This is a genomic window from Candidatus Magnetaquiglobus sp., from assembly GCF_058402785.1.
Genome location: NZ_JBZVFG010000001.1, coordinates 19,115 through 42,213, shown reverse-complemented (window position 1 = coordinate 42,213; position 23,099 = coordinate 19,115). Strand labels below are relative to the sequence as shown.

Below are 23,099 nucleotides of genomic sequence, written 5' to 3'. Positions count from 1 at the left end.
CGCCGCTTGAATGGATCATCAAAGCTGGAGATCCCGCATGCGTATTCTACAAACCACGTTCACGATCCGCACCCAGGGGCAGGGGTTGTATGAGTTCACCGGAGAGGTTGCGCGCTGGTTGCAGGGCGAGCGGGCCTCCGCGGGCTTGCTGACGCTCTTTTGCCGGCACACGTCGGCGGGTCTGACGATTCAGGAGAACGCGGACCCGGATGTGTTGCACGATCTGGCATTTTTCTTCAAACGGTTGGTGCCCGAGGGGGCCAGCGGGTTCCGGCATGTGGACGAGGGGCCGGACGACATGCCCGCCCACATCCGCGCCACCCTGTCCGGCGTTTCCCTCACGATCCCGGTCTCCCAGGGTCGGATGGTGCTCGGAACGTGGCAGGGGATTTTCCTGTTCGAGCACCGCTCCCGCCCGCATCGCCGGGAGGTGGTGGGGTGTTGGATGGGGGAGTGAACGGGCTGGAACAGAGTGGGAAGATTCGGCGCACGGAACGGTGGATCGCTCGCGCGTGCCTCTGCGTCTACCCCTCCACCCACAACGGCAGGCCGGTGGTGGGGTCGAATCCCCGGCGCGGGGGGGTGCCGAGCAACTCCTGAATCAGCACCTCGGCGGCGAACAGGATCGTGCCTAGCGCCAGATGACCGCCAAAGGCCTGTCCGGAGTGGTCCGAGAGGGTGATGTGGACATGCACGAAGGGTTTCTCGTCCTTCAACGACACATTCCCCACCATCTGCACGATCTCCAACGGTTCTTCATAGGTCAGATAATCGTATGCGTGCCGGGTCTGGTCGTAAAATCCCAAACAGGCCCGCTTTACCGCGCCCACCCCCTCGATCCGTCCAACCTGGATCCCCTTGGCGCGGCAAAAGGCGTTCAACTCCGCCAACAGATCCCCATCGTGGGGGAGACGACCCAGCCAGATGGTTCCAGGTGTATAGGAGGTGTTCAATTTTTCACCTTTCGTGAAGGATGTGCGTGGATCATGGACTTCTCTGAACCGGCATGAAGCCTAAATTCTGGTTCCACGTTTCCAGATTCATGACTGCGCAGGCGGAAATCAAAGGTCTTTTCCAGGACTTCGGCGGAACGAGCGGAATCAACCTCTTTAACGCATCGGTTCGTGTTTGCAGGTGTTGTTTCGACATGACGCTCGAGCCAATCAGAACATAATAATGGATTGGTTTTTCTGATAAGTTTCCGGACGCCCATTCGTACAACCAGGTATCTCGATATTTTGTTTTCAGTTTATGATCTATTTCTCCGCTCATGAACTGTCTGATCCATTCAGGACTGTCTGGATTGTTCTGAACGGAATCAGGATCTTTGAATTCAATAAAGACAAGTCTGTCGGAAAGTTCCACGATAAAATCGACGGCTTTCATGCAATGGCTCAAACCATGGGATGGGCTGTCAAATTTTTTTCCGGAAACCCCTGCCGGGAGCGTGATTTGTAGATTCTTTTCCTGAAGGGTGGTCATGAATGGAGACCTCCCAACGTGATCTGGAGTTCGCGGTCGTAAAGCGCGTTGAATGTATCGGCGATGGCATTGTGATCTATATTGGCAATACACGTGCTGCTGCTCGATGAAACGGCGTCGGAACGGTCTCGGAACAGGGCATGAAAGAGAATCTGATCACTGGGACGTTTTCTGAGTTCGAATTCCTTGAGCAGAACATAATGATGCGATGTCAGCATCACCTGGACACCCTGGCGTTGCAATTCCAGAATGATTTCAACCAATTCTCCCATGATCGCCGGATTCAGATTGGCTTCGGGTTCGTCCCAGAACAAGACGGATCCGGATTGAAGGGTTCCATTTTGAATGAGCAGCCAGATCAATGCCAGTTTTCTCATGCCTTCGGACAGCAAGGGAAACTCCAGGTCGCCTTGTTGGTTTTTCAGAAAGAAATGTTCGTTTTTTGCAATGACTTTTCCATCGATGGCCTTCTGCAACGTGGTGAGAAGTTTTTGACGAGGGGGATCAATCGGTCCCATGAGTTTGGGCAGGAAGGCTCTTGAAATGATGTCGGCATAGATCTCCTCAAAAGAGAGTTCTCTTTTGGCGATCGTGGCCTGGAAGCCTGGGGCATGCGTCAGCATTTCCTTGACGGGAATATAGGCGCTTGATATTGCACTTTTTTTCCAGGAATCCTCATGGGTGGTGTTGACCGATTCCGGTTTGTTGGCATGATTGGAAAAATCGAAGATCAATCGCTTCCCGTCGTCCCGGGTGATCACGCCTTTGGTGACGATACTGCCAGCACGGCGACGTGCCAGCCGACCCATGCGGCCTTCATGCGGACTGAAAATATTGCGTAATTTAAGGGCAAAGCTCTTGTCGCGATCTTCTCCGGTTGTGATCGAACATGCGGCATAGAGCAATTTGAGGAGATGCGTCTTCCCGGTTCCATTGACGCCGATTAAGATATTGACGCCTGATGAAAGATCCAGATTGAGAGAATGAAAGGCTGTAAAGTTTTCCAATTCAACTTTGCTGATTATATTCATTTCATTCATTCCTCTAAAAATGGCCAGAAGATGACATCTTATATCATTTTTGTTTGCATTTCAATTTCAATGAATCCAAGATAACATTCTCACGGCGTCACTGTCCAGCATTGCTTTCTCAAGAAGCAGATTCTGGCCCGTGGGTGTCAGTGCGCCGTTGACGGATCCATAAGCGATTTGTTAACCTGAACGACGGGTTATGACCGTGGAACGGCCTTGACGGCGTTTTCACGGGTCAGGGGTGGGAGAAACTCCCGCCACCAAGCCTTAGAGGTTACCATTTCAAACGAAAATTGACCGGGTTTGCAACCCACGACAGGTAAGGATAGATCATGGCCAATTTCGGTCTGCCCGAGAAACAGGGGCTCTACGATCCCGCCCTCGAACACGACGCTTGTGGCGTTGGCTTCGTCGCCCGGATCAATGGCGGCAAGTCGCACGATGTGGTGCGCATGGGCTTGAGCGTCCTGGTGAATCTCACCCACCGGGGCGCCGTGGGCTCCGATCCGCTCACCGGTGACGGGGCCGGCATCCTGATCCAGATTCCGGATGCCTTCCTGCGCGCCCAGACCGCCAAGATCGGTATCACCCTCCCGCCGGAAGGGGATTATGGCGTCGGGATGATCTTTCTGCCCAAGGACAAGGGGATGACGATCTCCTGTCAGCGACTGGTGGAGCAGGCGATCACCGAGGAGGGGCAACTTTTCCTGGGATGGCGCACGGTGCCGGTCAGCCGTCAGGCGCGCATCGGCTATACCGCCAAGGGGTCCGAACCGGCCATCCGCCAGGTGTTCATCGGCGTGCGCAACCGCCCGGACAACGCGGATCCGATGTGGTTCGAACGCAAGCTCTACATCATTCGCCGGCGCGTCGAAAATGCGGTCCTGGGCTACGGTCAGGATGAGGTTAAATCTTTTTATATCAGTAGCTTTTCCAGTCGAACCTTGGTCTACAAGGGGATGTTCCTGGCCGATCAGGTGCGCGCCTACTACACCGATCTGTCGGATGCCTCGCTGGTGTCGGCCTTTGCCATGGTCCATCAGCGCTACTCCACCAACACCTTCCCCACCTGGGGGCTGGCCCATCCGTTCCGCATGATCAGCCACAACGGCGAGATCAACACCCTGCGTGGCAACATCAACTGGATGCGCGCCCGCGAGGCGGCCCTGTCGTCGGGTCTGTTCGGCGAGGATATCAAGAAACTCTTCCCCATCGTTCCTGAAGGGCTCTCCGACTCGGCGAGCTTCGACCGCGCCCTGGAGTTCCTGGTGATCAGCGGTCGCTCGTTGCCGCACGCGATGATGATGATGATTCCCGAGGCGTGGGAGAATCATCGTCACATGGATGAGGACCGCAAGGCCTTCTACCAGTACCACGGCGCCCTGATGGAGCCCTGGGACGGACCGGCGGCGGTGGCCTTCACCGATGGACGCTACATCGGCGCCACCCTCGATCGCAACGGTCTGCGTCCGGCGCGCTATCTGATCACCAAGGGCGGCCTGTGCGTCATGGCCTCCGAGGCCGGCACCATCACCTTCCCGCCCGAGGAGGAGGTGAAGATGGGTCGGCTGCAACCGGGTCGCATGTTCGTGATCGACATGCAGGAGGGGCGCATCATCGACGACGCCGAGATCAAGCAGACCATGGTCTCCCGTCAGCCCTACCGGCAGTGGATCGACGAGAACCTCACCCGTCTCGACACCCTGCCTGCGGGCGGATCCGAGGCCTCCGAGGCCGAGCCGTTGCGGGTGCGTCAGCGCATCTTCGGCTACACCGAGGAGGATCTGTCGGTCGTTCTCGGCCCCATGGGCGCCGACGGGCAGGAGCCGACCGGCTCCATGGGCAACGACGCGGCCCTGGCCGTGCTCTCCGACCGCCCGGTGCTTTTGTACAGCTACTTCAAGCAGCTCTTCGCCCAGGTGACCAATCCGGCCATCGATCCGATCCGCGAAGAGCTGGTGATGAGCCTTTTCACCCAGCTCGGTCCGACCGGCAACATGCTGGAGGAGTCCCCCCAGCATGTGGCGCGCATCTGGCTCGAGCAACCGATCCTGACCAACGCCGATCTGGAGAAGATCCGCGCGGTGGAGCGTCCCGGTCTCAAGGCGCGCACCATCTCCACCCTTTTCGCGGTGGAGGAGGGCGCCGAAGGGATGAAGGCCGCCTTGACCCGCCTGTTCGAGACGGTCTCCGCGGCGGTGGATCAGGGGGTGAGCCTGATTATCCTAAGCGATCGCGGGGTTTCCGCCGCGATGGCGCCGATTCCGGCGCTGCTGGCGGTGTCCGGCGTGCATCATCATCTGATCCGCTCCGGCACCCGCGGCGCGGCGAGCATCGTCATCGAGACCGGCGAGGCCCGCGAGGTGACCCATTGCGCCCTGCTGGCCGGCTACGGCGCCGGGGCGATCAATCCCTATCTGGCCTTCGAATCCCTGGAGGATCTGGTGGCGCGTGGCATCCTCGAGGCGCCCAAGGGGATCGGGTATCTCAAGGCCAACTACGTAAAGGCCATCGGCAAGGGGATGCTCAAGATCTTCTCCAAGATGGGCATCTCCACCCTGCGCAGCTACTGCGGCGCGCAGATTTTCGAGGCGATCGGCTTAAGCCGCCGCTTCCTGGAAAAACACTTCACTGGCACCTTCTCGCGTCTGGACGGCGTGGGGCTTCTGGAGGTGGCGCGCGAAACCCTGGAGCGCCACAGACGGGCCTTCACCAGCCACATGACCCTGACCAACAGCCTGGATATCGGCGGGGAGTACAAGTTCCGCCACGAGGGCGAGCGGCACATGTGGACCCCGGACACCATCGCCAAGCTCCAGCAATCGACCCGCACCAACGATTACCCGCTCTACAAGGAGTTCGCGACGCTGATCAACCAGCAGGATCGGGCCCATTGCACCCTGCGTGGTCTGTTCCAGCTCAAGGAGGCGGAAGAGCCCTTGCCGCTCGCCGAGGTCGAGCCGGCCTCCGAGATCGTCAAGCGGTTCGTGACCGGGGCCATGTCCTTCGGATCGATCTCGAAGGAGGCCCACGAAACCCTGGCCATCGCCATGAACCGCCTGGGCGGTCGTTCGAACACCGGCGAGGGGGGCGAGGATCCGGAGCGCTACAAACCGCGTCCCAACGGGGATCTGGCCCGGAGCGCCATCAAGCAGGTGGCCGCCGGTCGCTTCGGCGTCTCCAGCCACTACCTGGCCAACGCGGACGAGATGCAGATCAAGATCGCCCAGGGGGCCAAGCCTGGCGAGGGTGGTCAACTGCCGGGTCACAAGGTCACCGAGACCGTGGCCCGCATCCGCAACACCACGCCGGGGGTGATGCTGATCTCGCCGCCGCCCCATCACGACATCTACTCCATCGAGGATCTGGCCCAGCTGATCTTCGATCTCAAGAACGTCAATCCCCGCGCGCGGGTGTCGGTGAAACTGGTCTCCGAGGTGGGAGTCGGCACCGTGGCCGCGGGCGTGGCCAAGGGACACGCGGACATGATTCTCGTCTCCGGCGGCGACGGCGGCACCGGCGCCAGCCCGATGAGTTCGATCAAGCATGCCGGCGCCCCCTGGGAGCTGGGTCTGGCCGAGACCCAGCAGACCCTGGTGTTGAACGATCTGCGCGGTCGCGTGCGTCTCCAGACCGACGGGCAGTTGCGCACCGGTCGCGATGTGGTGGTGGCGGCGCTGCTCGGTGCCGAGGAGTTCGGTTTCGCCACCGCGCCGCTGGTGGTCTCCGGCTGCGTGATGATGCGCAAATGCCATCTGGACAGCTGCCCGGTCGGCGTGGCCACCCAGGATCTGGAGTTGCGCAAGAAGTTCACCGGTCGGCCCCAGCATCTGGTCAACTACTTCTACTTCGTGGCCAACGAGGCGCGCGAGATCATGGCGCGCATGGGCTTCAAATCCATCGACGAGATGATCGGCCAGTCCGATCACCTGCTGGTCAACGAGGCGGTCACCCACTGGAAGGCCAAGGGGCTCGATCTCCTGCCGCTGCTGGAAAAACCCGACGCTCCGTCGAACGTGGCCATCCGTTGTGTCCAGGCCCAGGATCACGGCATCGACAAGGTGCTCGATCACCAGTTGCTCGATCTGGCCTCGCGGGTTTTCGAGAGTCTGCGTCCCATCGAGATCCGGTTGCCGATCCAGAACACCGATCGCGCCGTGGGGGCGATGCTCGGCGGTGAGATCTCGCGCCTGTTCGGGGCCGAAGGGTTGCCGCGCGGCACCATCAAGTGCTATTTCGAGGGGGTGGCCGGCCAGAGCTTCGGCGCTTTCAACGTGCAAGGGGTGTCGCTTTATCTGGAGGGGGCGGCCAACGACTACGTGGGCAAGGGGATGTCCGGAGGTCGGATCGTCATCCGTCCCCATCCACGCTCTCCGCTGGTCGCCGAGGAGAACATCATCGCCGGCAACACCCTCCTCTACGGGGCCACGGGCGGCATCGTCCTGATGCGCGGCGTGGTGGGCGAACGGTTCGCGGTGCGCAACTCCGGCGCCCACGCCGTGGTCGAAGGGGTGGGGGATCACGGCTGCGAGTACATGACCGGCGGCGTGGTGGTGGTGCTTGGCGCGACCGGTCGCAACTTCGCGGCGGGCATGAGCGGTGGCATCGCCTATGTGCTCGATGAGTCGGGACGCTTCCCGTCGCTGTGCAACACCGCCATGGTGGGGCTGGAGCCGGTGACCGACGCCGAGGATCGGGAGGCTCTCAAGGAGTTGGTGGAGGAGCATGCGCGGTATACCGACAGCCAGGTGGCCGCGCGGTTGCTGAAGGATTGGGACACGGCCTTGGGACGGTTCGTCAAGGTGATGCCCCATGATTATCGGCGCGTGCTGGAGGAACAGAAAAAGCGGGAGCAAACGGGCAATGGGTAAGACCAAGGGTTTCATGGAAGTGGAGCGGGAGACGCCCAAGCCCCGTTCGGTCGCCGAGCGGATTCACGACTGGGATGAGCTGTATCAACCGTTTCCGGTCGAAAAGCTGCGGGATCAGGCGTCACGCTGCATGGATTGCGGCATTCCGTTCTGTCACAACGGCTGTGTGCTGCACAATCTGATCCCCTCCTGGAACGATTGGGTCTACCGGGGACGCTGGGAGGAGGCGGTGGATGCCATGCATCGCACCAACAACTTCCCGGAGTTCACCGGTCGGATCTGTCCGGCTCTCTGCGAGGCCTCCTGCGTGGTGGGGATCAACCGTGATCCGGTGACGATCCGCGAGATCGAGCGCACCGTGGCCGAGGAGGGTTTCGCGCGCGGGTTGATCAAACCCCAACCGCCCGCCGAACGGACCGGTCGCAAGGTGGCGGTGGTGGGATCCGGTCCGGCGGGCATGGCGGCGGCGCAACAACTGACCCGCGCCGGTCACGAGGTCACCCTGTTCGAGAAGAACGAGCGGGTCGGCGGACTGCTCCGTTTCGGGATTCCGGACTTCAAGCTGGAGAAACGGGTCATCGACCGGCGTCTGGAGCAGATGATAGCCGAGGGGTTGACGGTCCGCACCGGGGTGAACGTGGGGGTGGACATCACGGCGGAGCAACTGCGCGCCGATTTCGAGGCCGTGGTGTTGACCGGTGGCTCGGAGCAGCCGCGCGATCTGCCGGTGCCTGGTCGCGGTTTGCCGGGGATCCACTTCGCCATGGATTATCTGACCCAGCAGAACCGCCGGGTGGCCGGCGCGCACATTCCGCCCACCGATGCGATCTTTGCCATCGGCAAGCGGGTGGTGGTGATCGGGGGCGGCGACACCGGCGCCGACTGCGTGGGCACGGCGATCCGTCAGGGCGCGGCGAGCGTCACCCAGATCGAACTTCTGCCCCGTCCGCCCAAGGATCGTGCCCCGGAGACCCCCTGGCCCATGTGGCCGAACATGCTGCGCACCTCGACCTCCCATCTGGAGGGGTGCGAACGGATGTGGAGCATCCTGACCCGCGCCTTCGAGGCGGATGCCGGAGGCCATCTGCGCGGGATCCACTGCGTGAGGCTGCACTGGGTCGAGCAGGAGGATGGCGGACGCCCGAAGATGCAGGAGATCCCCGGATCCGAGTTTTTCCTGGAGGCCGAGCTGGTGTTGTTGGCCATGGGCTTTCTGCACCCGGTGAAGAGTGGACTTCTGGAGGGGTTGGGCGTGGCGCTCGACGGGCGCGGCAACGTGCGGGTGGATGGTCGGTTCATGACCAGCGTGCCCGGCGTGTTCGCGGCGGGGGATGTGGCCACCGGTCAATCGCTGGTGCTCAGGGCCATCGATGGCGGACGGCGCGCCGCCGTGGCCGTGGATGGATGGTTGCGGAACGGACCTTCGGTTCTGGCCTGATTCGGGCGGGGTGGACTTGACAAAAATCGTGCGTTTCTTTAGCATGGAATGCAAGAGTGGAAGCGTGTCGGTAACCTTCTTGCTGCGGAACTCCCAAAGGGAGGTTCACAGTCGGGGGGTGAGGGGGATCTCCCCCCATCATGCAAGTTTGGAAAAGAGACGCGAGGCAAGCCCCATGAATGGAATCCCGGTCGATCAGGACGATAAACTCGCGGTCTCGATGTCGGGCCTGGAGCAGCGCTGGAACGACATGGCGCGTACCATACGCGAACAGCGCGATCAGATCGTGGCGATGAACGGTCAGGCCGAAGCGCAAAAAGAGGCCATCGAGGATCTGGAAAGCCAGGTTCTCATGCTCCAGGAGCGGATCGATGCCCTGGAGGCGGAAAAGGTGCGCGTGATCGCTCGGATCGAGGGATTGTTGGGCCGGTACGAGGAGTAGGACGGCTTGAGGAGAAGAGGCTTTCGCGCCTCTTTCGGATTGGGTGGCCATGACCGCAACCCACGAAGTGCGCATTCAAGGACAGCTGTTCAAGCTGAAATCCCAGGCCAGCGGGGAGTATGTCCGCGAGCTTGCGCGCTACGTGAACGACATCATGGACCAGGTGGCACGGGAGTCGCATGTGGCATCCGTGGAGCGCACGGCCATCATGACCGCGCTCAAGATCGCGGATGAACATCTGCAACTCAAGCGGGCCATGGCCCAACAGACCGAAAGCGCGAATGAAAAGATCAGCGGCTTGATCGCGGCGAGCGATCTGCTGCTTAAAGGATGAATCCCATGCCAGCACCCCTGCGGTGTTCGTGAGGTGAACAACCTCCTGAGCCGATAACTTATGAACCTGGGAACCGAGCTCTGATTGTGGAGTGCCACCCCTACAGGGGGTTGCCAGAAACAATTATTCATGGGTCCACCTAAACAAAAGGGTTCAGAGAGTGTGATCCCACGGCACAGGCGGGGGCCCCTGGCATGATCGACGCGCACGAATGGCTAATTTGCATGATGGGGGGATTCCCCCTTCACCCTCAACCGTGTGGCTTCCTTGCGGGGGTTCCACGGTAAGAGCGCGCATTGAACCTTCCAAGGCCACGTTGCGTCAACGGCTGCGCGCCGAACGTAACGCCCTGTCCGAGGAGCGGATTCGCGATCTCTCGGCCAGCATCGCGCGTCGCGTCGTGGATGCCTCCTTTTTTGACGAGGCGCATACGATCGGGTTGTACCTTCCTTTTGACCACGAAGTCGATCCCACCCTTCTCATCCACGAGGCTGTTGGTTCCGGACGTCTGGTGTTTCTGCCGGTCGTCGATGGCGCGAACCGGGCCATGCGATTCGTCCCTTATCAACCGGGAGACCCGTTGCGAGTCGGCGCCTACGGGATTCGGGAGCCGGTCGCGTCACCGGATGGCGGGCAGGGGCTGGATACCCTGGATCTGGATCTGTTGTTTCAACCCCTGATCGGTTTCGACCGTGCGGGTGGTCGGTTGGGATTTGGCGGCGGGTATCATGATCGTGCCCTGGCCGCGCGCGGTGAAGCGACGCACCCGTTGTGCGTCGGATTGGCCTATGCATTCCAGGAGCTGCCGTTTTTACCCCGGGAACCCCACGACATCCCCATGGATTGGGTGGTCACGGAGCGGGAGGTGGTGGCATGCCGGGAGTATCGTTGACATCATGATGGGGGTGGACGTGACGGACGTTTCAACCGCGCCCACCTCTTGCGAAAGGTAAGTCGATGGAGATCGTGATGCTGTTGGTGGGCGTGGCGCTGGGCGCCGCGATTCCCTGGGCGATGATGCAGCAGTCGCGGCGTCAGCAGGCGAATGCCGTGCGCGAGCGCGAAGAGCGCATCGAGCGGATGACCCGCGCCGCCGAGGAGAAGATGGAACAGGCCGGTCGCGAGGCGAAACTGCTGGCCAAGAGCGAGCGGTTGCGGGTCGAGGAGGAGGTGAAGGAGCAGTTCCGCGAGCGCTCCGAGGAGTTGGAGAAGCTCAAACAGCGTTTCGACAAACGCGAGGAGCAGCTGGATCGCAAATTCGATCAGCTCGACCAGCGCGAACGGGAGGTGGATCGTCGCAGGAACCAGGTCGAACAGGAGCAACGTGCCCTGGACGGGCGCAAGGAGGCGTGTCAACGCCAGGAGGAGGCGATCGCCCAACGGCTGGAGGAGGTGGCCGGTCTGACCACCGAGCAGGCCAAGGAGCAGTTGGTGGGCGGTTTGCGGGAGGATGTGCGGCGCGAGGCGGCCAATTTCATGAAGCGTGCCGAGGATGAGGCCAAGGAGAGCGCCGATCGCAAGGCCCAGGAGATCATGGCCACCGCGATTCAGCGCCTGGCGGGTGAGTTCGTGGTGGATCGCACCGTGACCGTGGTGCCGATCGCCTCCGAGGAGACCAAGGGGCGGATCATCGGACGCGAGGGACGCAACATCCGCGCGCTGGAGGCGGCCACCGGATGCGATCTGATCATCGACGACACCCCGGAGGCGGTGGTGATCTCCGGATTCAATCCGGTGCGGCGTCAGGTGGCCCGTCAGGCCCTTGAGGAGTTGATCGCCGATGGACGCATCCATCCGGCCCGCATCGAGAGCGTGGTGCGCAAGGCGGAAAAGAACGTCAACAACGAGATTCGCGAGGCGGGCGAGCAGGCGATCTTCGAGTTGGGGCTCTCCGGCATCCATCCGGACATCGTGAAGATGGTGGGCACGCTCAAGTTCCGCACCTCCTACACCCAGAACGTTCTCTCCCATTCGGTGGAGGTGGCCCGTTTCGCTGGCATGATGGCCGAGGAGTTGGGGTTGGATTTCGCCCTGGCGCGGCGTTGCGGTCTGCTGCACGACATCGGCAAGGCCATGGATCACGAGATCCAGGGTTCCCACGCGGTGATCGGCGGCCAGTACGCCAAGAAGTACAAGGAGCACCCTCTGGTGGTCAACGCCATCTGGTCGCACCACTTCGACATCGAACCGATTTCGGTCTACGGTCCCTTGATCAACGCCGCCGATGCCCTCTCCGCGGCCCGTCCCGGCGCGCGGCGCGAGAATGTGGAAACTTACATCAAACGGCTGGAGATGCTCGAATCCCTGGCCATGGATTTCCCCGGCGTGGAGAAGGCCTTTGCCATCCAGGCCGGACGGGAGTTGCGGGTGATGGTGGCCTACGACCGGGTGAAGGACGAGGGGGCACTGACCCTGGCGAGCGAGATCGCCAACCGGGTCGAGAACGAAATGACCTATCCGGGTCAGATCCGCGTCACCGTGATTCGCGAGATGCGCGCCACCGCCGTGGCGCAGTGAGCGGTGAGAAGCTCCACCGCGTCACCGTGATGCGCGCGATGCGCGCCACCGCCGTGGCGCCGTGAGGGGCGCGGCGTTTGGGTTGGATGCTGGTCGGAGTGTGACAGCAGGGAACCGCGAGGACGGGGGGGTGGACCGGGTAGTGGGAGATGAAGTCATTACGGGATGTGCGCCTGACCCTTTTTTTTACCGCCGGCATGTCGCTGCGTGAGTGGGACCGGCTCGGGATGTTCGATCGCGAGGTGGCGTTGTATCTGGCCTTGCGCCCCCATCTGGGCGGAATTTCGTTCGTGACCCACGGTGACCGACGGGATTTGGGGTATCGGGAGCGGTTGCCGGGGATCGACGTGCAGTGCAACCGTCTGAACCTGCCCTGGCCGTGGTACTGGCGCTGGCTGGTCGGCGTGCCCGCCGCCTGGAAACGGGGCGTGGTGGTTTTCAAGAGCAATCAGATCCCTGGCGCGGATACCGGATTGGCCCTGGCCAGACGGTTCGGCAAGCCGTTCATCGCCCGGTGTGGCTATTTGCATTCGGGGGCGATGCGTTTGCGCCACGGGGAGGGATCTCCCGAGGCGGTTCGGGCGATCGAGCGGGAGGGTCGGGTGTTTCGCGCCGCCGACCGGGTGGTGGTGACCACTCCCCTGATGGCCGCGCAGGTGACCGGTCAGCACGGCGTGCCCGCGGAACGGGTGCGGGTGATCCCCAATTATGTGGATACGGACCGGTTTGTCCCGCAACCGGGTCCGAGAGGGGCGGAGGACGGCGCGAAGGTGCTGTTTTTGGGGCGTCTGGATGCGCAGAAGGATCCCTTCTTGTTGCTCGACGCCATGCACGGCGTCGATGCCACGCTCTGGATGGTGGGTGACGGGCCCTTGCGGGAGGCGTTGGCCAGCGAGATCGCGGCCCGTGGTCTGCGTGCCGAATTGTTGGGGACCCGACCGCACGCGGATTTGCCGGAGTTGATGAACCGGTCGGATCTATTCGTGCTCCCCTCGCCGCGGGAGGGTCATCCGAAGGCGTTGCTGGAGGCCATGGCCTGCGGCATGGCGGTGGTCGGTCGCGGCGACGCGCCGGGGGTGCGCGAGGCGATCCGCCACGAGGAGACCGGTCTGTTGTGCGATCCGACTCCGGAGGGGGTGCGGGCGGCGATCGTGCGTCTGCTCGCCGATGGTGACTTGAGGGCGCGTCTGGGGCGCAATGCCCGCGCCCATGCCCTGGAAACCTTCTCCTTGCGACGGGTCGTCGAGATGGAGTTGGCGCTGCTGAGCGAGATCCTCGCGATTCCCGTTGTTTAAGGTTTTTCCGTGATTTCCATTCGTTCCACGTCCGCCAGGGTGATGCGTCGGCCATCCAGGGTGTCGAAGGAGCGTCCCTGGATCTTGTTGCGTTGCGCCTGATAGACCGTGGTGTGCATGGTCTGGACATGGATCACCCGCACATCGACCACTTGGCGGGCCTCGCGCCAGTCGTGATGGATGAACCAGCCGATCCAGATCACGGCGATGACGAGCAGGGTCAGGGAGGTGGTGCGCAGGGAGTCGCGACCGACGCGCTGGAAACGTCGCACCGCCGCGTGTTGGGGGGTGATGTTGAACGGTTCCGGCGGCAGGTTGCGTCGGGCGTGGAGCTTGCCCATCAGGTAGACGCCGACGAACATCAGGGCGGGAAACCAGAATTTCCAAAACATGATGGTGATTTTTCCTTGGGTCTTGAAGAGACGGTCGGGCTTGGCCAAACCGTCTCGGAGGGCGAAGGGAACTATTGCCGGTTTCCCGTAATCCAGAGTAACATGGAATCGTGAGGATATCGACCACGCTCGTTGAGGACCCAGGAGAGTCGGCGATGAAAGCCAAGGATATCATGGTGCGTGATGTGATCACCGCCCCCCCGGAGATGTCCGTGCGCGATCTGGCGCGTCTGCTCACCGAGAATCGCATCGGTGGGGTACCGATTGTCGAGGAGGGGCGCCTGTTGGGCATGGTGACCGAGGAGGAGTTGTTGTCTCAGGTCAAGACCATCCACCCGCCGCTCATGATCACCATCCTGGACGCGGTGATCCCCATTGCCGGGGAGTTCCGCTACGAGGAGGATCTGCGTCGCATGGCCGCCTCGACCGCGGGGGAGATCATGAGCATCGATCTGGAGGCGGTGGACGAGGAGACCGAACTGGCCGAGATCGCCACCCTGATCAGCGACCGGCATGTGGCGCTGGTTCCGGTGTTGCGGGGCGAGGCGCTGGTCGGGATCATCGGCAAGCGCGACGTCATTCGCGGCATGCTGGCGGATGATGCCGCGTGAGCGGAGCGGATGCGACCAGCTGGAGCGGTGAGAGCCGTTCCGAGGCCGAGACGGAAGCGTGGGGGCGGGAGTTGGGCGATTGTCTGGCCCCTGGGGTGGGGGTGTTGCTGCGCGGCGATCTGGGGTGCGGCAAGAGCGTCTTCGCGCGCGGGGTGTTGCGAGGCCTGGGCGTGGCGGATGACTACATCACCAGCCCCACCTTCACGCTGGTGAACGGCTACGACGAGGGACGCCTGCCGGTGGCCCATTTCGACCTCTACCGGCTCTCCGATCCCGAGGAGTTGGAGGGGATCGGGGTGGAGGAGTATGTGGACGGGCGCGGCGTGGTGCTGGTCGAGTGGCCGGAACGCGGCGAGGGTGTCGATTTCGGCGCGGTGCTGGAGGTGCTGCTGGAGGATCGCGCCGACGATCCGGAATTTCGGCGCGTCACCTTGCGCGCCTCGGAGGGTTTGAGTCGGAGCTGTCTGGATGGATTCGTCGCCAAACGGAGTGTGGGACGTGGCTGAGCGGGCTCGGGATTTCATCGCCGCCCATCTGGGGGAGGAGGCGACCGTCCACAAGGTGGCGGGCGATGCCTCGTTCCGGAGTTATTACCGGGTCGCCTCGGCGCGCGGACGCTACATCCTCATGGATGCGCCGCCGGACAAGGAGGACTCCGCGCCGTTCGTGGATATCGCCCGGTTTCTGCGCGGCCATGGGGTGCCGGTGCCGGAGGTGGTCGCCGAACGGCTCGACCGGGGGTATCTGCTGTTGGAGGATTTCGGCGATCAGACCTACCTGAAGGCTCTCGAAGCGGGCGAGTCGCCGGAGCGGCTCTATCGCGCGGCGGTGGAGACCTTGATCGGGATGCAGGACACCCCGGCGGATGGCCTCTGCGTGGCTCATGACCGTCCCTACGATCGGGCCATGCTGCGCCGGGAGTTGGCCCTGTTCACGGACTGGTACATCGAAGGGATCGTCAAAACCCCGATCATCCCCGAGGATCGCCTGGCCTTCGACCGGGTGTTCGACACCCTGCTCGATCGGGTGCTCGAGCAGCCCTGGACCCTGGTCCATCGGGATTATCACAGCCGCAACCTGATGTGGTGCGACGGACGGGTGGGGGTGCTGGATTTTCAGGACGCGGTGATGGGGCCGATCACCTATGATCTGGCCAGTCTGCTGCGCGACTGCTACATCGCCTTCGAGCGTCCGTTCCGCGAGGCGGTGATGGGGTGGTGGTTCGACGACCCGCGCATCCGCGCCCGTTACAGGGTGGACTGGCCGACCTTTCAGGCCGATTTCGAACGCATGGGGATCCAGCGCAATCTCAAGGCGATCGGCATCTTCGGACGGTTGTCGCTGCGCGATGGCAAGCATGGGTATCTCAACGACATTCCCCGCACCCTGGGGTATGTGCGAGAGACCCTTCCGGCCCATCCGGAGCTGGCCGAACTGGAACGGCTGATCGACCGCTACGCGCCGGGTTGAGACAGGGGGTGCGGGCATGCGGGCGATGATCCAGCCGCCGAACCAGGCCACGCCGTCGCGGGTGGGTCACGCGGGCATGCAGGCGATGATCCTGGCCGCCGGATACGGCAAGCGGTTGCGTCCCCTGACCGATACGCTTCCCAAACCGTTGGTGGAGATGGGCGGACGTCCGCTCCTCGACCACACCCTGACGCGCCTGGCCGGTCTCGGGATCCGCCGGGTGGTGATCAACGTGCATCACCTGGCGGACCGGATCGTCGATCACGTCGGGGATGGGGCGGTTTTTGGCCTGGAGGTGGTCTGGTCGCGCGAGGAGTCGCTGCTGGAGACCGGCGGCGGGATGCGCCAGGCCTTGTCTCATCTTGGCACCGAGCCGTTTCTGGCCGTGAATGGGGATGTGGCCTGGGATCTGGATCTGGCCTCCCTGGTCGTCGGGTTCGACGAGACGCGCATGGACGGACGGTTGGGACTGGTTCCCACCCTGGATGGCGGACGCGGGGATTTCGGCGTCGATCCGGTCGATGGCCGTTTGCGCCGCGCCGTGGACGGGGAGGCAGGATGGATCTACTCCGGGTTGCAGATGATTCGACCCGGCGCCCTGGAAAGGTATCCGATCGAACCGTTCTCCCTGAACCGTTTCTACGACGATGCCATCCGGTCTGGTCGGTTGTTCGGCGTGGTGCTGGAGGGGTTCTGGGCCGATATCGGCACACCGGAGCGGCTGGAACGAACCCGCGCGGCGTGGAAAAACCGCTTTGCAATCGGTCCGGGGTTGGCATATAAAGGGTAATGCTGTTGACTCTTTTTTCGGGTTGCGTCCAGAGGACGAAACCCGGTCGGGATGCGGGGGATCCGCCCCCCTTCATGGATATCCAACAAAAGGGAAGGATGACGATGGACTACAATCTGGCCCGGGTCAACATGGTCAAATCCCAGGCGGTGCCGAACATGGTGCTCGATGAGACGCTGCTCGCCGGCATGCTGCGGGTGTCGCGCGAGGCGTTCACCACTCCGGCCCACATGACGTTGGCCTACTCCGACATGCCGGTCGCCTGGAACGATTCGGGCCGACGCTCCCTCACCCCGTTGCAGACCGGCCAGATGATTCAGGCGTTGGCCCTCTCCGCCGGGGATCGGGTGCTGGTGATCGGGGCCGGCAGCGGCTACGAGAGCGCCCTGCTCGCCGCCATGGGCATGAAGGTGTTCGCCCTCGAATCCGATGCCGAGTTGGCGTCGCGCGGAGCCAGACTCACCGAGGGGACCGACGTTGCCTGGAGGGTCGCTCCCCTGGCCGACGGCTGGAGCGAGGCGGGTCGTTACGACGGCATCCTGATCTGTGGCGCGGTGGCGACGGTTCCCAACAAGATCGTCGGCCAGATGCAGCCGGACGGGGCGTTGACCGCGATCATGGGGTTGACCGGCGACGTGGTGATGCGGGGGGTGAAGATCTCGGGCGTGCCAGCCCGCGAGGAGGCGCTTTTCGATACCGTGGCCCCGATTCTGCCCGGTTTCGGCGATGGCGGGTTTCGGGTTTGAGGGGTTTCAACGTAAATCAGGGATGAGACGACCGTGAGTTTGATCGTACAAAAATACGGCGGGACCTCCGTTGGCACCATCCAACGGATCCGCAACGTGGCCGCGCGAGCGGTCGCGGCGCACCGCGCGGGACACCGCGTGGTGGTGACGGTATCGGCCATGGCGGGCGAGACCAATCGCCTGGTGGCCCTGGTGGAGGAACTTTCCGGCGGCGACTACAGCCAGCGGGAGTACGACGTGGTGGTGGCCACCGGCGAACAGGTGTCGATCGGTCTGCTGGCCATCGCCATCGACTCCCTCGGCGTGCCGGCCCGCTCCTATCAGGGGTGGCAGGTGCGTCTGGTGACCGACAGCGTGCATGCCAAGGCGCGCATCCTGGACGTGGAGGCGGCCAACATCCAAGCCGATCTCGACGCGGGCCGCATCGTGGTGGTGGCCGGCTTCCAGGGCGTGGACGAGCATGGCGCGGTGACCACCCTGGGGCGCGGGGGTTCGGACACCTCGGCGGTGGCGATCGCCGCCGGTCTGAAGGCCGACTTCTGTGACATCTACACCGACGTGGACGGGGTGTACACCACCGATCCGCGCGTGGTGCCCAAGGCGCGCAAGCTGGATCGCATCTCCTACGACGAGATGCTGGAGATGGCCTCGCTGGGGGCCAAGGTATTGCAGACCCGCTCCGTGGAGCTGGCCAAGAAGTACAAGGTCCCCGTGCGGGTGCTCTCTTCCCTGGAGGAAGGGACTGGAACTCTGTTGACCGAAGAGGATGATGACATGGAACAAGTCGTGGTTTCCGCCATTGCGTTCAATCGGGATGAGGCCAAGATCACGGTCCTGGGCGTGCCCGACAAGCCCGGCATCGCCGCGTTGATCTTCGGCACCCTGGCCGACGCCAACATCAACGTGGACATGATTCTCCAGAATATCTCGGTTTCGAGCGGCGAAACCGACCTGACCTTCACCGTGCCCAAGGGGGATTTTCGCCAGGCGATGGAGGTGCTGAAGGATCCCGTGGCCTCGATCGGCGCCCGCGATCTGGTGGGCGATCCGGACATCGCCAAGGTGTCGGTGGTGGGGGTGGGCATGCGTTCTCATTCGGGGGTGGCGCAACGGATGTTCAAGGCGCTGAGCGCCGAGGGGATCAACATCCGCATGATCTCCACCTCGGAGATCAAGATCTCGGTGGTGATCGACGAGAAGTACATGGAACTCGCGGTGCGTGCCCTGCACGCGGCATTCGAACTGGACAAGGACGCCGGAGATCGTGTCGGAAAGTGATCCGCATCAATCGGGTCGGGGGCGGGTGACCGCCCCGGCCAGGCTGTCCGGCAAGGGCGGCGGCAAGGGCGTGGGCGAGATGATCGCCATCTACGACACCACGCTGCGTGACGGCTCGCAGAGCGAGTCGGTGCAATTTTCGGTCGAGGACAAGCTGCGCATCGCCCGGCGTCTGGATCTGCTGGGTGTGGATTACATCGAGGGCGGCTGGCCGGGGGCCAATCCCAAGGATGAGGCCTTTTTCGCCCGTGCCAAGGATTTGAAACTGGAGCGGAGCCGGTTGGTGGCGTTCGGTTCGACGCGGCGCGCGAAGGTGAAGGCCGAAGATGACACGGTTCTCAACGCTCTGCTGGCCGCCGGGACCGGGGTGATCACCATCTTCGGCAAGTCGTGGCCGTTGCATGTCACCCGCGCCCTGGGGATCGCGCCGGCAGAGAACCTGGATCTGATTTTCGATTCGATTCGCCATCTCAAGGCACGGACCGATCAGGTCTTCTTCGATGCCGAGCACTTTTTCGATGGTTTCAAGGCCGATCCGGATTATGCCGTCAAGGCGCTGATGGCGGCGCGGGATGGCGGGGCCGACGGTCTGATCCTGTGCGACACCAACGGCGGTTCCCTGCCGGGGGAGATCGCCGCCATCATGAGACAGATCGCCCTGCCGGACGCCCGGTTGGGGATCCACTGCCACAACGATGGCGGGCTGGCGGTGGCCAACACCCTGGCTGCGGTCGAGTGCGGGGCCACCCAGGTGCAAGGCACGATCAACGGCCTGGGCGAACGGTGCGGCAATGCCGATCTGACCACCGTGGTGGCCAACCTGTTGCTCAAGATGGGACGTCACGCCCGTCTGGGGGTCGAGGGTCTGCCGCGTCTGACCGGGGTGAGCCGTTTCGTGGACGAGATGTGCAACCGTTCGCCACAGAAGAACCAACCCTTCGTGGGCGCGTCGGCCTTTGCCCACAAGGCCGGGGTGCATGTGGCGGCGATCCTCAAGGATCCGGTCACCTACGAACACATCGATCCGGAGCAGGTCGGCAACGAACGACGCATCCTGGTTTCGGAACAGGCCGGACGCAGCAATCTGGTCCACAAGTTCCGCGAAATGGGCATCCTGGACGTGGATCCCAACGATCCGCGTTTGCAGGGTCTGCTCAACGAACTCAAGGAGTTGGAGTTCCGCGGCTACCAGTTCGACGCCGCCGAGGCCTCCTTCGAACTTCGGGTGCGCAAGGCGCTGGGGCAGTTGCCGGAGTACTTCCGCGAGCAGGGGTTCCGGGTGATCGACAACCGCATGGTGCGCGATGACGGCGCGTGGATCATGGGAGCCGAGGCCACGGTCAAGCTGGTGGTGGGCGGGCAACCGGTCCACTTCGTCGGCGAGGGCAATGGTCCGGTGGATGCCCTGTACACCGTGTTGCGGCGCGCGCTGGAGTGGCACTATCCGGCCATCAACACCGTGACCCTGGTCGATTACAAGGTGCGCATCCTGCCCCAGGCGCTGGGCGGACGCGCCGGGACCGGTTCCATGGTGCGGGTGTTGATCGAATGGCGCGACGAAGAGCGTTCCTGGGGCACGGTCGGCGTGTCGGAACACATCATCGCCGCCTCCTATGCCGCCATCATGGATGCCTTGATCTTCAAGCTCTACAAGGATGGCGCGACCCCGGCGGTATGACCGGGCAGTGGTGTGAATGGTTTTTGGAATCCCGCAAGCACGCAAGAAGGGTGAAACATGAAAAAAATCGAAGCGATCATCAAACCTTTCAAGCTGGATGACGTCAAGGAGGCTCTCTCCGAGGTGGGAATCCAGGGGATCACCGTCACCGAGGTGCGCGGTTTCGGTCGGCAGAAGGGCCACACCGAACTCTATCGCGGGGCGGAATACGTGGTGGATTTTCTGCCGAAGCTCAAGGTCGAAGTGGTTCTGGACGACGATCGGGTGGATCAGGCGGTCGAGGCGATCGAACGGGCGGCCCGGACCGGTCGGATCGGCGATGGCAAGATCTTCGTCACGCCCGTCGAGCGGGTGGTGCGCATCCGGACCGGCGAACGCGATGCCAACGCCCTGTAAGCGATGAAGGGAGGGCGGGAACTCGGCACCCATTTCCAGCCTGGCGAGGTCATCTTTCGTCAGGGCGATCCCGCGCGTTGCATGTACGTGATCCAGAAGGGGCGGGTGGAGATCGTCATGGAGTCGGAGTTCGGGCCACGTCACCTGAACTCCTTGAAGGATGGGGACATCTTCGGCGAGATCTCGCTGTTTGCCGAAAAGGCCCGCATCGCCACGGCGCGCGCCGTCACCGAGGTGCGCGCCCTGCAACTCGACGAGAAGACCTTTCTCTCCCGGTTGCATCAGGACCCCTCCCTGGCGTTCCGGCTGATCCGCAAGCTGGCGCAGCGCATCCACGAGCAGGATCACGAACTGATGCGTGATCACGCCGACGAGATGGAGATCTGCCCGGTCAGCGGCTTCACCAGTTACATCGATCTGGCCACCTTCCTGGAAACCGAGGTCAAACGGGCCAGACGACTCAAACAGACCATGGCCTTCGCGATCCTGGTGGTGGACGACTACGCCGGGATCGTGGAGAAGCGCGAGGAGGAGGTCGGCGAACAGGTGTCGCGGCGTCTCTCCGAGGTGATCCGCGAACATGTCCGTCGCACCGACGTGGCGGGGCGCTTCGGTGCGGATCGGTTTGGCATGCTGCTCTACGAGGCCGATGGCGCCTCGGCGGTGCATGTGTGCGAAAAGGTGCGCGCAGCCTTTGCCGCTCAGCCGTTCGAGGCGGCGGATGGGCCTTTCCATGCCACCGTGACCTGCGGGGTGGCGATTTTCCCGGAGCATCAACAGTCCGCTCAGCTGAATCAGGCGGCCTATCGGGCGTTCATGAAAGGGAAGACGCGCGGAGGCGATGGGGTGATGCTCGCGGAACCGGGGATGGTGGAGCGGTCGCGGGCCTGATCAAAAAAACACCAGGGGTGGCGATCGATGAAACTCGCGGATCAGTCGCGCGTGGCCGTGGTCGGGGGTGGACCGGCGGGATCGATGGCCGCCTATTTTCTGATGGAGATCGCCACGCGGGTTGGTTTGCGCCTGAACGTGGATTTGTACGAGCCACGCAACTTCTCCCGGCATGGTCCGTCGGGGTGCAACATGTGCGCCGGCGTGGTCTCCGAATCCCTGGTGCAGACCCTGGCCGCCGAGGGGATCAACCTGCCGCCGATCGTGGTGCAGCGCGGCATCGACTCCTATGTGCTGCACACCAGTGATCAGCCGCCGGTGGCGATCGCCACGCCGGTGGACGAACTGCGCATCGCCACGGTCTACCGGGGGGGTGGGCCGCGCGCGCCGGAGGGCGAACAGAAGTGGATCAGCTTCGACGGCTATCTGTTGGAGATGGCCCGCGAGAAGGGGGTCCGGGTTCTGTCGCGGCGGGTGGCGGAGTTGGCCATGGATGCCCAGGGACGCCCACTGGTCGGGGTGGGCAATGGCGAATTCGAGACCTACGACCTGCTGATCGGTGCCGTGGGGGTCAACACCGGGGCGATGAAGCTCTTCGAGGGGCTGGGCATCGCCTTTCAACAGCCGCCGGTCAAGCGCGGCTTCGTCTCAGAGATCCATCTGGGCGTGGAGACGGTGCAGAAGTATCTGGGCAACTCCATGCACATCTTTCTTTTGGATATCCCGAAACTCAAATTCGCCGCCGTGATCCCCAAGGTCGAGTACGCCACCATCTGTCTGTTGGGCGAGGATATCGACAAGGAGTTGGCGGAACGGTTCATGAACGATCCGGAGACCCGGAGCTGTTTTCCCCCGGAGCTGGATTGGCGGATCGGGGAGAAGGTGGCCTGCGGCATGGGTCAGGCGTGTCAGTGCGGGCCGAAACTCAACGTCGGGGCCGCGATCAATCCCTTTGGCGATCGGGTGGTGCTGGTCGGGGATGCGGCGATCTCGCGTCTTTACAAGGATGGGATCGGCGCGGCCTACATCACCGCCAAGGCGGCGGTGGTCACCGCGCTCTTTTTCGGGGTGTCGGCCAATGACTTCCGACGCCGCTACCAACCGGTGGTGGATGGGATCGCCAGGGACAACCGGATCGGGACGTTGATCTTCTGGATCACGGTGTTCTATCAGAAATGGCTCTTTTTGCGGCGTGGCATGGTGCGAATGGTGCGTGGCGAGAGGGCGTTGCCAGGAGAACGACGGGACATGAGCCGGGTTTTGTGGGACACTTTTACCGGCAGCGCCACCTATCGGGAGATCCTGATGCGTGCGTTGACCCCTCGTTTCGTGTTCCGGCTGTTGCATGCGACGTTGACGAGCGCCCTCTCGCGGACGATGGGCGGCGGGATGCGGGACGATCCATCCCGTCCATCATCCGGGTGAAGGCCTCTTGTG

The 23,099-nt window shown here is 62.9% G+C and carries 22 protein-coding genes and 1 other RNA gene; 19 read left to right on the top strand and 4 right to left on the bottom strand.

What is annotated here, in order from left to right; genetic code table 11:
• Window positions 1–37: 37 nt before the first annotated feature.
• The gene (locus ACV4UY_RS00195) at window positions 38–457 is read left to right on the top strand and encodes a secondary thiamine-phosphate synthase enzyme YjbQ (protein ID WP_491605657.1); all 420 of its coding nucleotides are present in this window, start codon (window positions 38–40) and stop codon (window positions 455–457) included.
• 67 nt (window positions 458–524) lie between these two features.
• On the opposite strand, the gene ACV4UY_RS00190 is transcribed toward ACV4UY_RS00195, so the two are convergent.
• From ACV4UY_RS00190 to ACV4UY_RS00180, 3 genes are read right to left on the bottom strand one after another with little or no spacing between them, the layout of a single operon-like run.
• Entirely contained in the window at window positions 525–953 is a 429-nt protein-coding gene (locus tag ACV4UY_RS00190; protein ID WP_491605656.1) for a PPC domain-containing DNA-binding protein, read from the bottom strand.
• Window positions 954–984: 31 nt separating this feature from the next.
• Entirely contained in the window at window positions 985–1,482 is a 498-nt protein-coding gene (locus ACV4UY_RS00185) for a hypothetical protein (protein ID WP_491605655.1), read from the bottom strand.
• Complete coding sequence (locus ACV4UY_RS00180; protein ID WP_491605654.1) at window positions 1,479–2,513, bottom strand: AAA family ATPase; 1,035 nt, start codon at window positions 2,511–2,513, stop codon at window positions 1,479–1,481. The genes ACV4UY_RS00185 and ACV4UY_RS00180 overlap by 4 nt, the downstream gene beginning before the upstream one ends.
• Window positions 2,514–2,845: 332 nt before the next feature.
• Between ACV4UY_RS00180 and gltB the strand changes: the two genes are divergently transcribed.
• From gltB to ACV4UY_RS00140, 8 genes are all read left to right on the top strand, one after another.
• The gene (gltB, locus tag ACV4UY_RS00175) at window positions 2,846–7,384 is read left to right on the top strand and encodes a glutamate synthase large subunit (protein WP_491605653.1); all 4,539 of its coding nucleotides are present in this window, start codon (window positions 2,846–2,848) and stop codon (window positions 7,382–7,384) included.
• Entirely contained in the window at window positions 7,377–8,822 is a 1,446-nt protein-coding gene (locus ACV4UY_RS00170) for a glutamate synthase subunit beta (protein ID WP_491605652.1), read from the top strand. Before gltB ends, ACV4UY_RS00170 begins: the two co-directional genes overlap by 8 nt.
• 175 nt (window positions 8,823–8,997) lie before the next feature.
• Window positions 8,998–9,264: a hypothetical protein gene (locus ACV4UY_RS00165; RefSeq protein WP_491605651.1), complete on the top strand. Its 267-nt coding sequence runs from the start codon at window positions 8,998–9,000 to the stop codon at window positions 9,262–9,264.
• Window positions 9,265–9,313: 49 nt separating this feature from the next.
• Window positions 9,314–9,598: a cell division protein ZapA gene (locus ACV4UY_RS00160; RefSeq protein WP_420905876.1), complete on the top strand. Its 285-nt coding sequence runs from the start codon at window positions 9,314–9,316 to the stop codon at window positions 9,596–9,598.
• Window positions 9,599–9,609: 11 nt separating this feature from the next.
• Window positions 9,610–9,788, top strand: a non-coding RNA gene (gene ssrS / locus ACV4UY_RS00155) — 6S RNA.
• Between the two features lie 21 nt (window positions 9,789–9,809).
• Window positions 9,810–10,490, top strand: coding sequence for a 5-formyltetrahydrofolate cyclo-ligase (locus tag ACV4UY_RS00150; RefSeq protein ID WP_491605650.1), 681 nt, complete (start codon window positions 9,810–9,812; stop codon window positions 10,488–10,490).
• 65 nt (window positions 10,491–10,555) lie between these two features.
• On the top strand, window positions 10,556–12,115 hold the full coding sequence (gene rny, locus ACV4UY_RS00145; RefSeq protein ID WP_491605649.1) for a ribonuclease Y: 1,560 nt from the start codon (window positions 10,556–10,558) through the stop codon (window positions 12,113–12,115).
• Between the two features lie 149 nt (window positions 12,116–12,264).
• The gene (locus tag ACV4UY_RS00140; RefSeq protein ID WP_491605648.1) at window positions 12,265–13,410 is read left to right on the top strand and encodes a glycosyltransferase family 4 protein; all 1,146 of its coding nucleotides are present in this window, start codon (window positions 12,265–12,267) and stop codon (window positions 13,408–13,410) included.
• Here ACV4UY_RS00140 and ACV4UY_RS00135 read toward each other — a convergent pair.
• Window positions 13,407–13,802 carry a hypothetical protein gene (locus ACV4UY_RS00135; RefSeq protein WP_491605647.1) on the bottom strand — a complete coding sequence of 132 codons (396 nt, stop codon included), beginning with the start codon at window positions 13,800–13,802 and terminating at the stop codon, window positions 13,407–13,409. The genes ACV4UY_RS00140 and ACV4UY_RS00135 overlap by 4 nt on opposite strands.
• 155 nt (window positions 13,803–13,957) lie before the next feature.
• Here ACV4UY_RS00135 and ACV4UY_RS00130 point away from each other — a divergent pair, with 155 nt between their 5' ends.
• From ACV4UY_RS00130 to ACV4UY_RS00085, 10 genes are all read left to right on the top strand, one after another.
• A complete protein-coding gene (locus tag ACV4UY_RS00130) occupies window positions 13,958–14,413 on the top strand; it encodes a CBS domain-containing protein (protein WP_491605646.1) in 456 nt (151 codons plus the stop codon).
• On the top strand, window positions 14,410–14,919 hold the full coding sequence (tsaE, locus tag ACV4UY_RS00125; RefSeq protein WP_491605645.1) for a tRNA (adenosine(37)-N6)-threonylcarbamoyltransferase complex ATPase subunit type 1 TsaE: 510 nt from the start codon (window positions 14,410–14,412) through the stop codon (window positions 14,917–14,919). The genes ACV4UY_RS00130 and tsaE overlap by 4 nt, the downstream gene beginning before the upstream one ends.
• Window positions 14,912–15,883 carry an aminoglycoside phosphotransferase family protein gene (locus ACV4UY_RS00120; protein ID WP_491605644.1) on the top strand — a complete coding sequence of 324 codons (972 nt, stop codon included), beginning with the start codon at window positions 14,912–14,914 and terminating at the stop codon, window positions 15,881–15,883. Before tsaE ends, ACV4UY_RS00120 begins: the two co-directional genes overlap by 8 nt.
• 16 nt (window positions 15,884–15,899) lie before the next feature.
• Window positions 15,900–16,673, top strand: coding sequence for a nucleotidyltransferase family protein (locus ACV4UY_RS00115; protein ID WP_491605643.1), 774 nt, complete (start codon window positions 15,900–15,902; stop codon window positions 16,671–16,673).
• A gap of 104 nt (window positions 16,674–16,777) precedes the next feature.
• Window positions 16,778–17,419, top strand: a complete 642-nt coding sequence (locus ACV4UY_RS00110) for a protein-L-isoaspartate O-methyltransferase family protein (protein WP_491605642.1) — start codon at window positions 16,778–16,780, stop codon at window positions 17,417–17,419.
• Window positions 17,420–17,452: 33 nt separating this feature from the next.
• Window positions 17,453–18,697 (top strand): aspartate kinase, encoded by a 1,245-nt coding sequence (locus ACV4UY_RS00105; RefSeq protein WP_491605641.1) that lies wholly within the window; start codon window positions 17,453–17,455, stop codon window positions 18,695–18,697.
• Between the two features lie 79 nt (window positions 18,698–18,776).
• Window positions 18,777–20,375, top strand: a complete 1,599-nt coding sequence (gene cimA, locus ACV4UY_RS00100) for a citramalate synthase (protein WP_491605773.1) — start codon at window positions 18,777–18,779, stop codon at window positions 20,373–20,375.
• Between the two features lie 57 nt (window positions 20,376–20,432).
• Window positions 20,433–20,771, top strand: coding sequence for a P-II family nitrogen regulator (locus ACV4UY_RS00095; protein WP_420905865.1), 339 nt, complete (start codon window positions 20,433–20,435; stop codon window positions 20,769–20,771).
• A gap of 3 nt (window positions 20,772–20,774) precedes the next feature.
• Entirely contained in the window at window positions 20,775–21,662 is an 888-nt protein-coding gene (locus ACV4UY_RS00090; protein ID WP_491605640.1) for a cyclic nucleotide-binding domain-containing protein, read from the top strand.
• 27 nt (window positions 21,663–21,689) lie between these two features.
• A complete protein-coding gene (locus tag ACV4UY_RS00085; protein ID WP_491605639.1) occupies window positions 21,690–23,087 on the top strand; it encodes an NAD(P)/FAD-dependent oxidoreductase in 1,398 nt (465 codons plus the stop codon).
• Window positions 23,088–23,099: the final 12 nt, after the last annotated feature.

Coding starts and splice junctions, on each gene's coding strand:
- ACV4UY_RS00150 (WP_491605650.1), top strand. CDS start 9,810: ATGGCTAATTTGCATGATGGGGGGATTCCCCCTTCACCCTCAACCGTG.
- ACV4UY_RS00085 (WP_491605639.1), top strand. CDS start 21,690: ATGAAACTCGCGGATCAGTCGCGCGTGGCCGTGGTCGGGGGTGGACCG.
- ACV4UY_RS00095 (WP_420905865.1), top strand. CDS start 20,433: ATGAAAAAAATCGAAGCGATCATCAAACCTTTCAAGCTGGATGACGTC.
- rny (WP_491605649.1), top strand. CDS start 10,556: ATGGAGATCGTGATGCTGTTGGTGGGCGTGGCGCTGGGCGCCGCGATT.
- cimA (WP_491605773.1), top strand. CDS start 18,777: ATGATCGCCATCTACGACACCACGCTGCGTGACGGCTCGCAGAGCGAG.
- ACV4UY_RS00140 (WP_491605648.1), top strand. CDS start 12,265: ATGAAGTCATTACGGGATGTGCGCCTGACCCTTTTTTTTACCGCCGGC.
- ACV4UY_RS00195 (WP_491605657.1), top strand. CDS start 38: ATGCGTATTCTACAAACCACGTTCACGATCCGCACCCAGGGGCAGGGG.
- gltB (WP_491605653.1), top strand. CDS start 2,846: ATGGCCAATTTCGGTCTGCCCGAGAAACAGGGGCTCTACGATCCCGCC.
- ACV4UY_RS00110 (WP_491605642.1), top strand. CDS start 16,778: ATGGACTACAATCTGGCCCGGGTCAACATGGTCAAATCCCAGGCGGTG.
- ACV4UY_RS00160 (WP_420905876.1), top strand. CDS start 9,314: ATGACCGCAACCCACGAAGTGCGCATTCAAGGACAGCTGTTCAAGCTG.
- ACV4UY_RS00170 (WP_491605652.1), top strand. CDS start 7,377: ATGGGTAAGACCAAGGGTTTCATGGAAGTGGAGCGGGAGACGCCCAAG.
- ACV4UY_RS00115 (WP_491605643.1), top strand. CDS start 15,900: ATGCGGGCGATGATCCAGCCGCCGAACCAGGCCACGCCGTCGCGGGTG.
- ACV4UY_RS00090 (WP_491605640.1), top strand. CDS start 20,775: ATGAAGGGAGGGCGGGAACTCGGCACCCATTTCCAGCCTGGCGAGGTC.
- ACV4UY_RS00130 (WP_491605646.1), top strand. CDS start 13,958: ATGAAAGCCAAGGATATCATGGTGCGTGATGTGATCACCGCCCCCCCG.
- ACV4UY_RS00180 (WP_491605654.1), bottom strand. CDS start 2,513: ATGAATATAATCAGCAAAGTTGAATTGGAAAACTTTACAGCCTTTCAT.
- ACV4UY_RS00165 (WP_491605651.1), top strand. CDS start 8,998: ATGAATGGAATCCCGGTCGATCAGGACGATAAACTCGCGGTCTCGATG.
- ACV4UY_RS00185 (WP_491605655.1), bottom strand. CDS start 1,482: ATGACCACCCTTCAGGAAAAGAATCTACAAATCACGCTCCCGGCAGGG.
- ACV4UY_RS00135 (WP_491605647.1), bottom strand. CDS start 13,802: ATGTTTTGGAAATTCTGGTTTCCCGCCCTGATGTTCGTCGGCGTCTAC.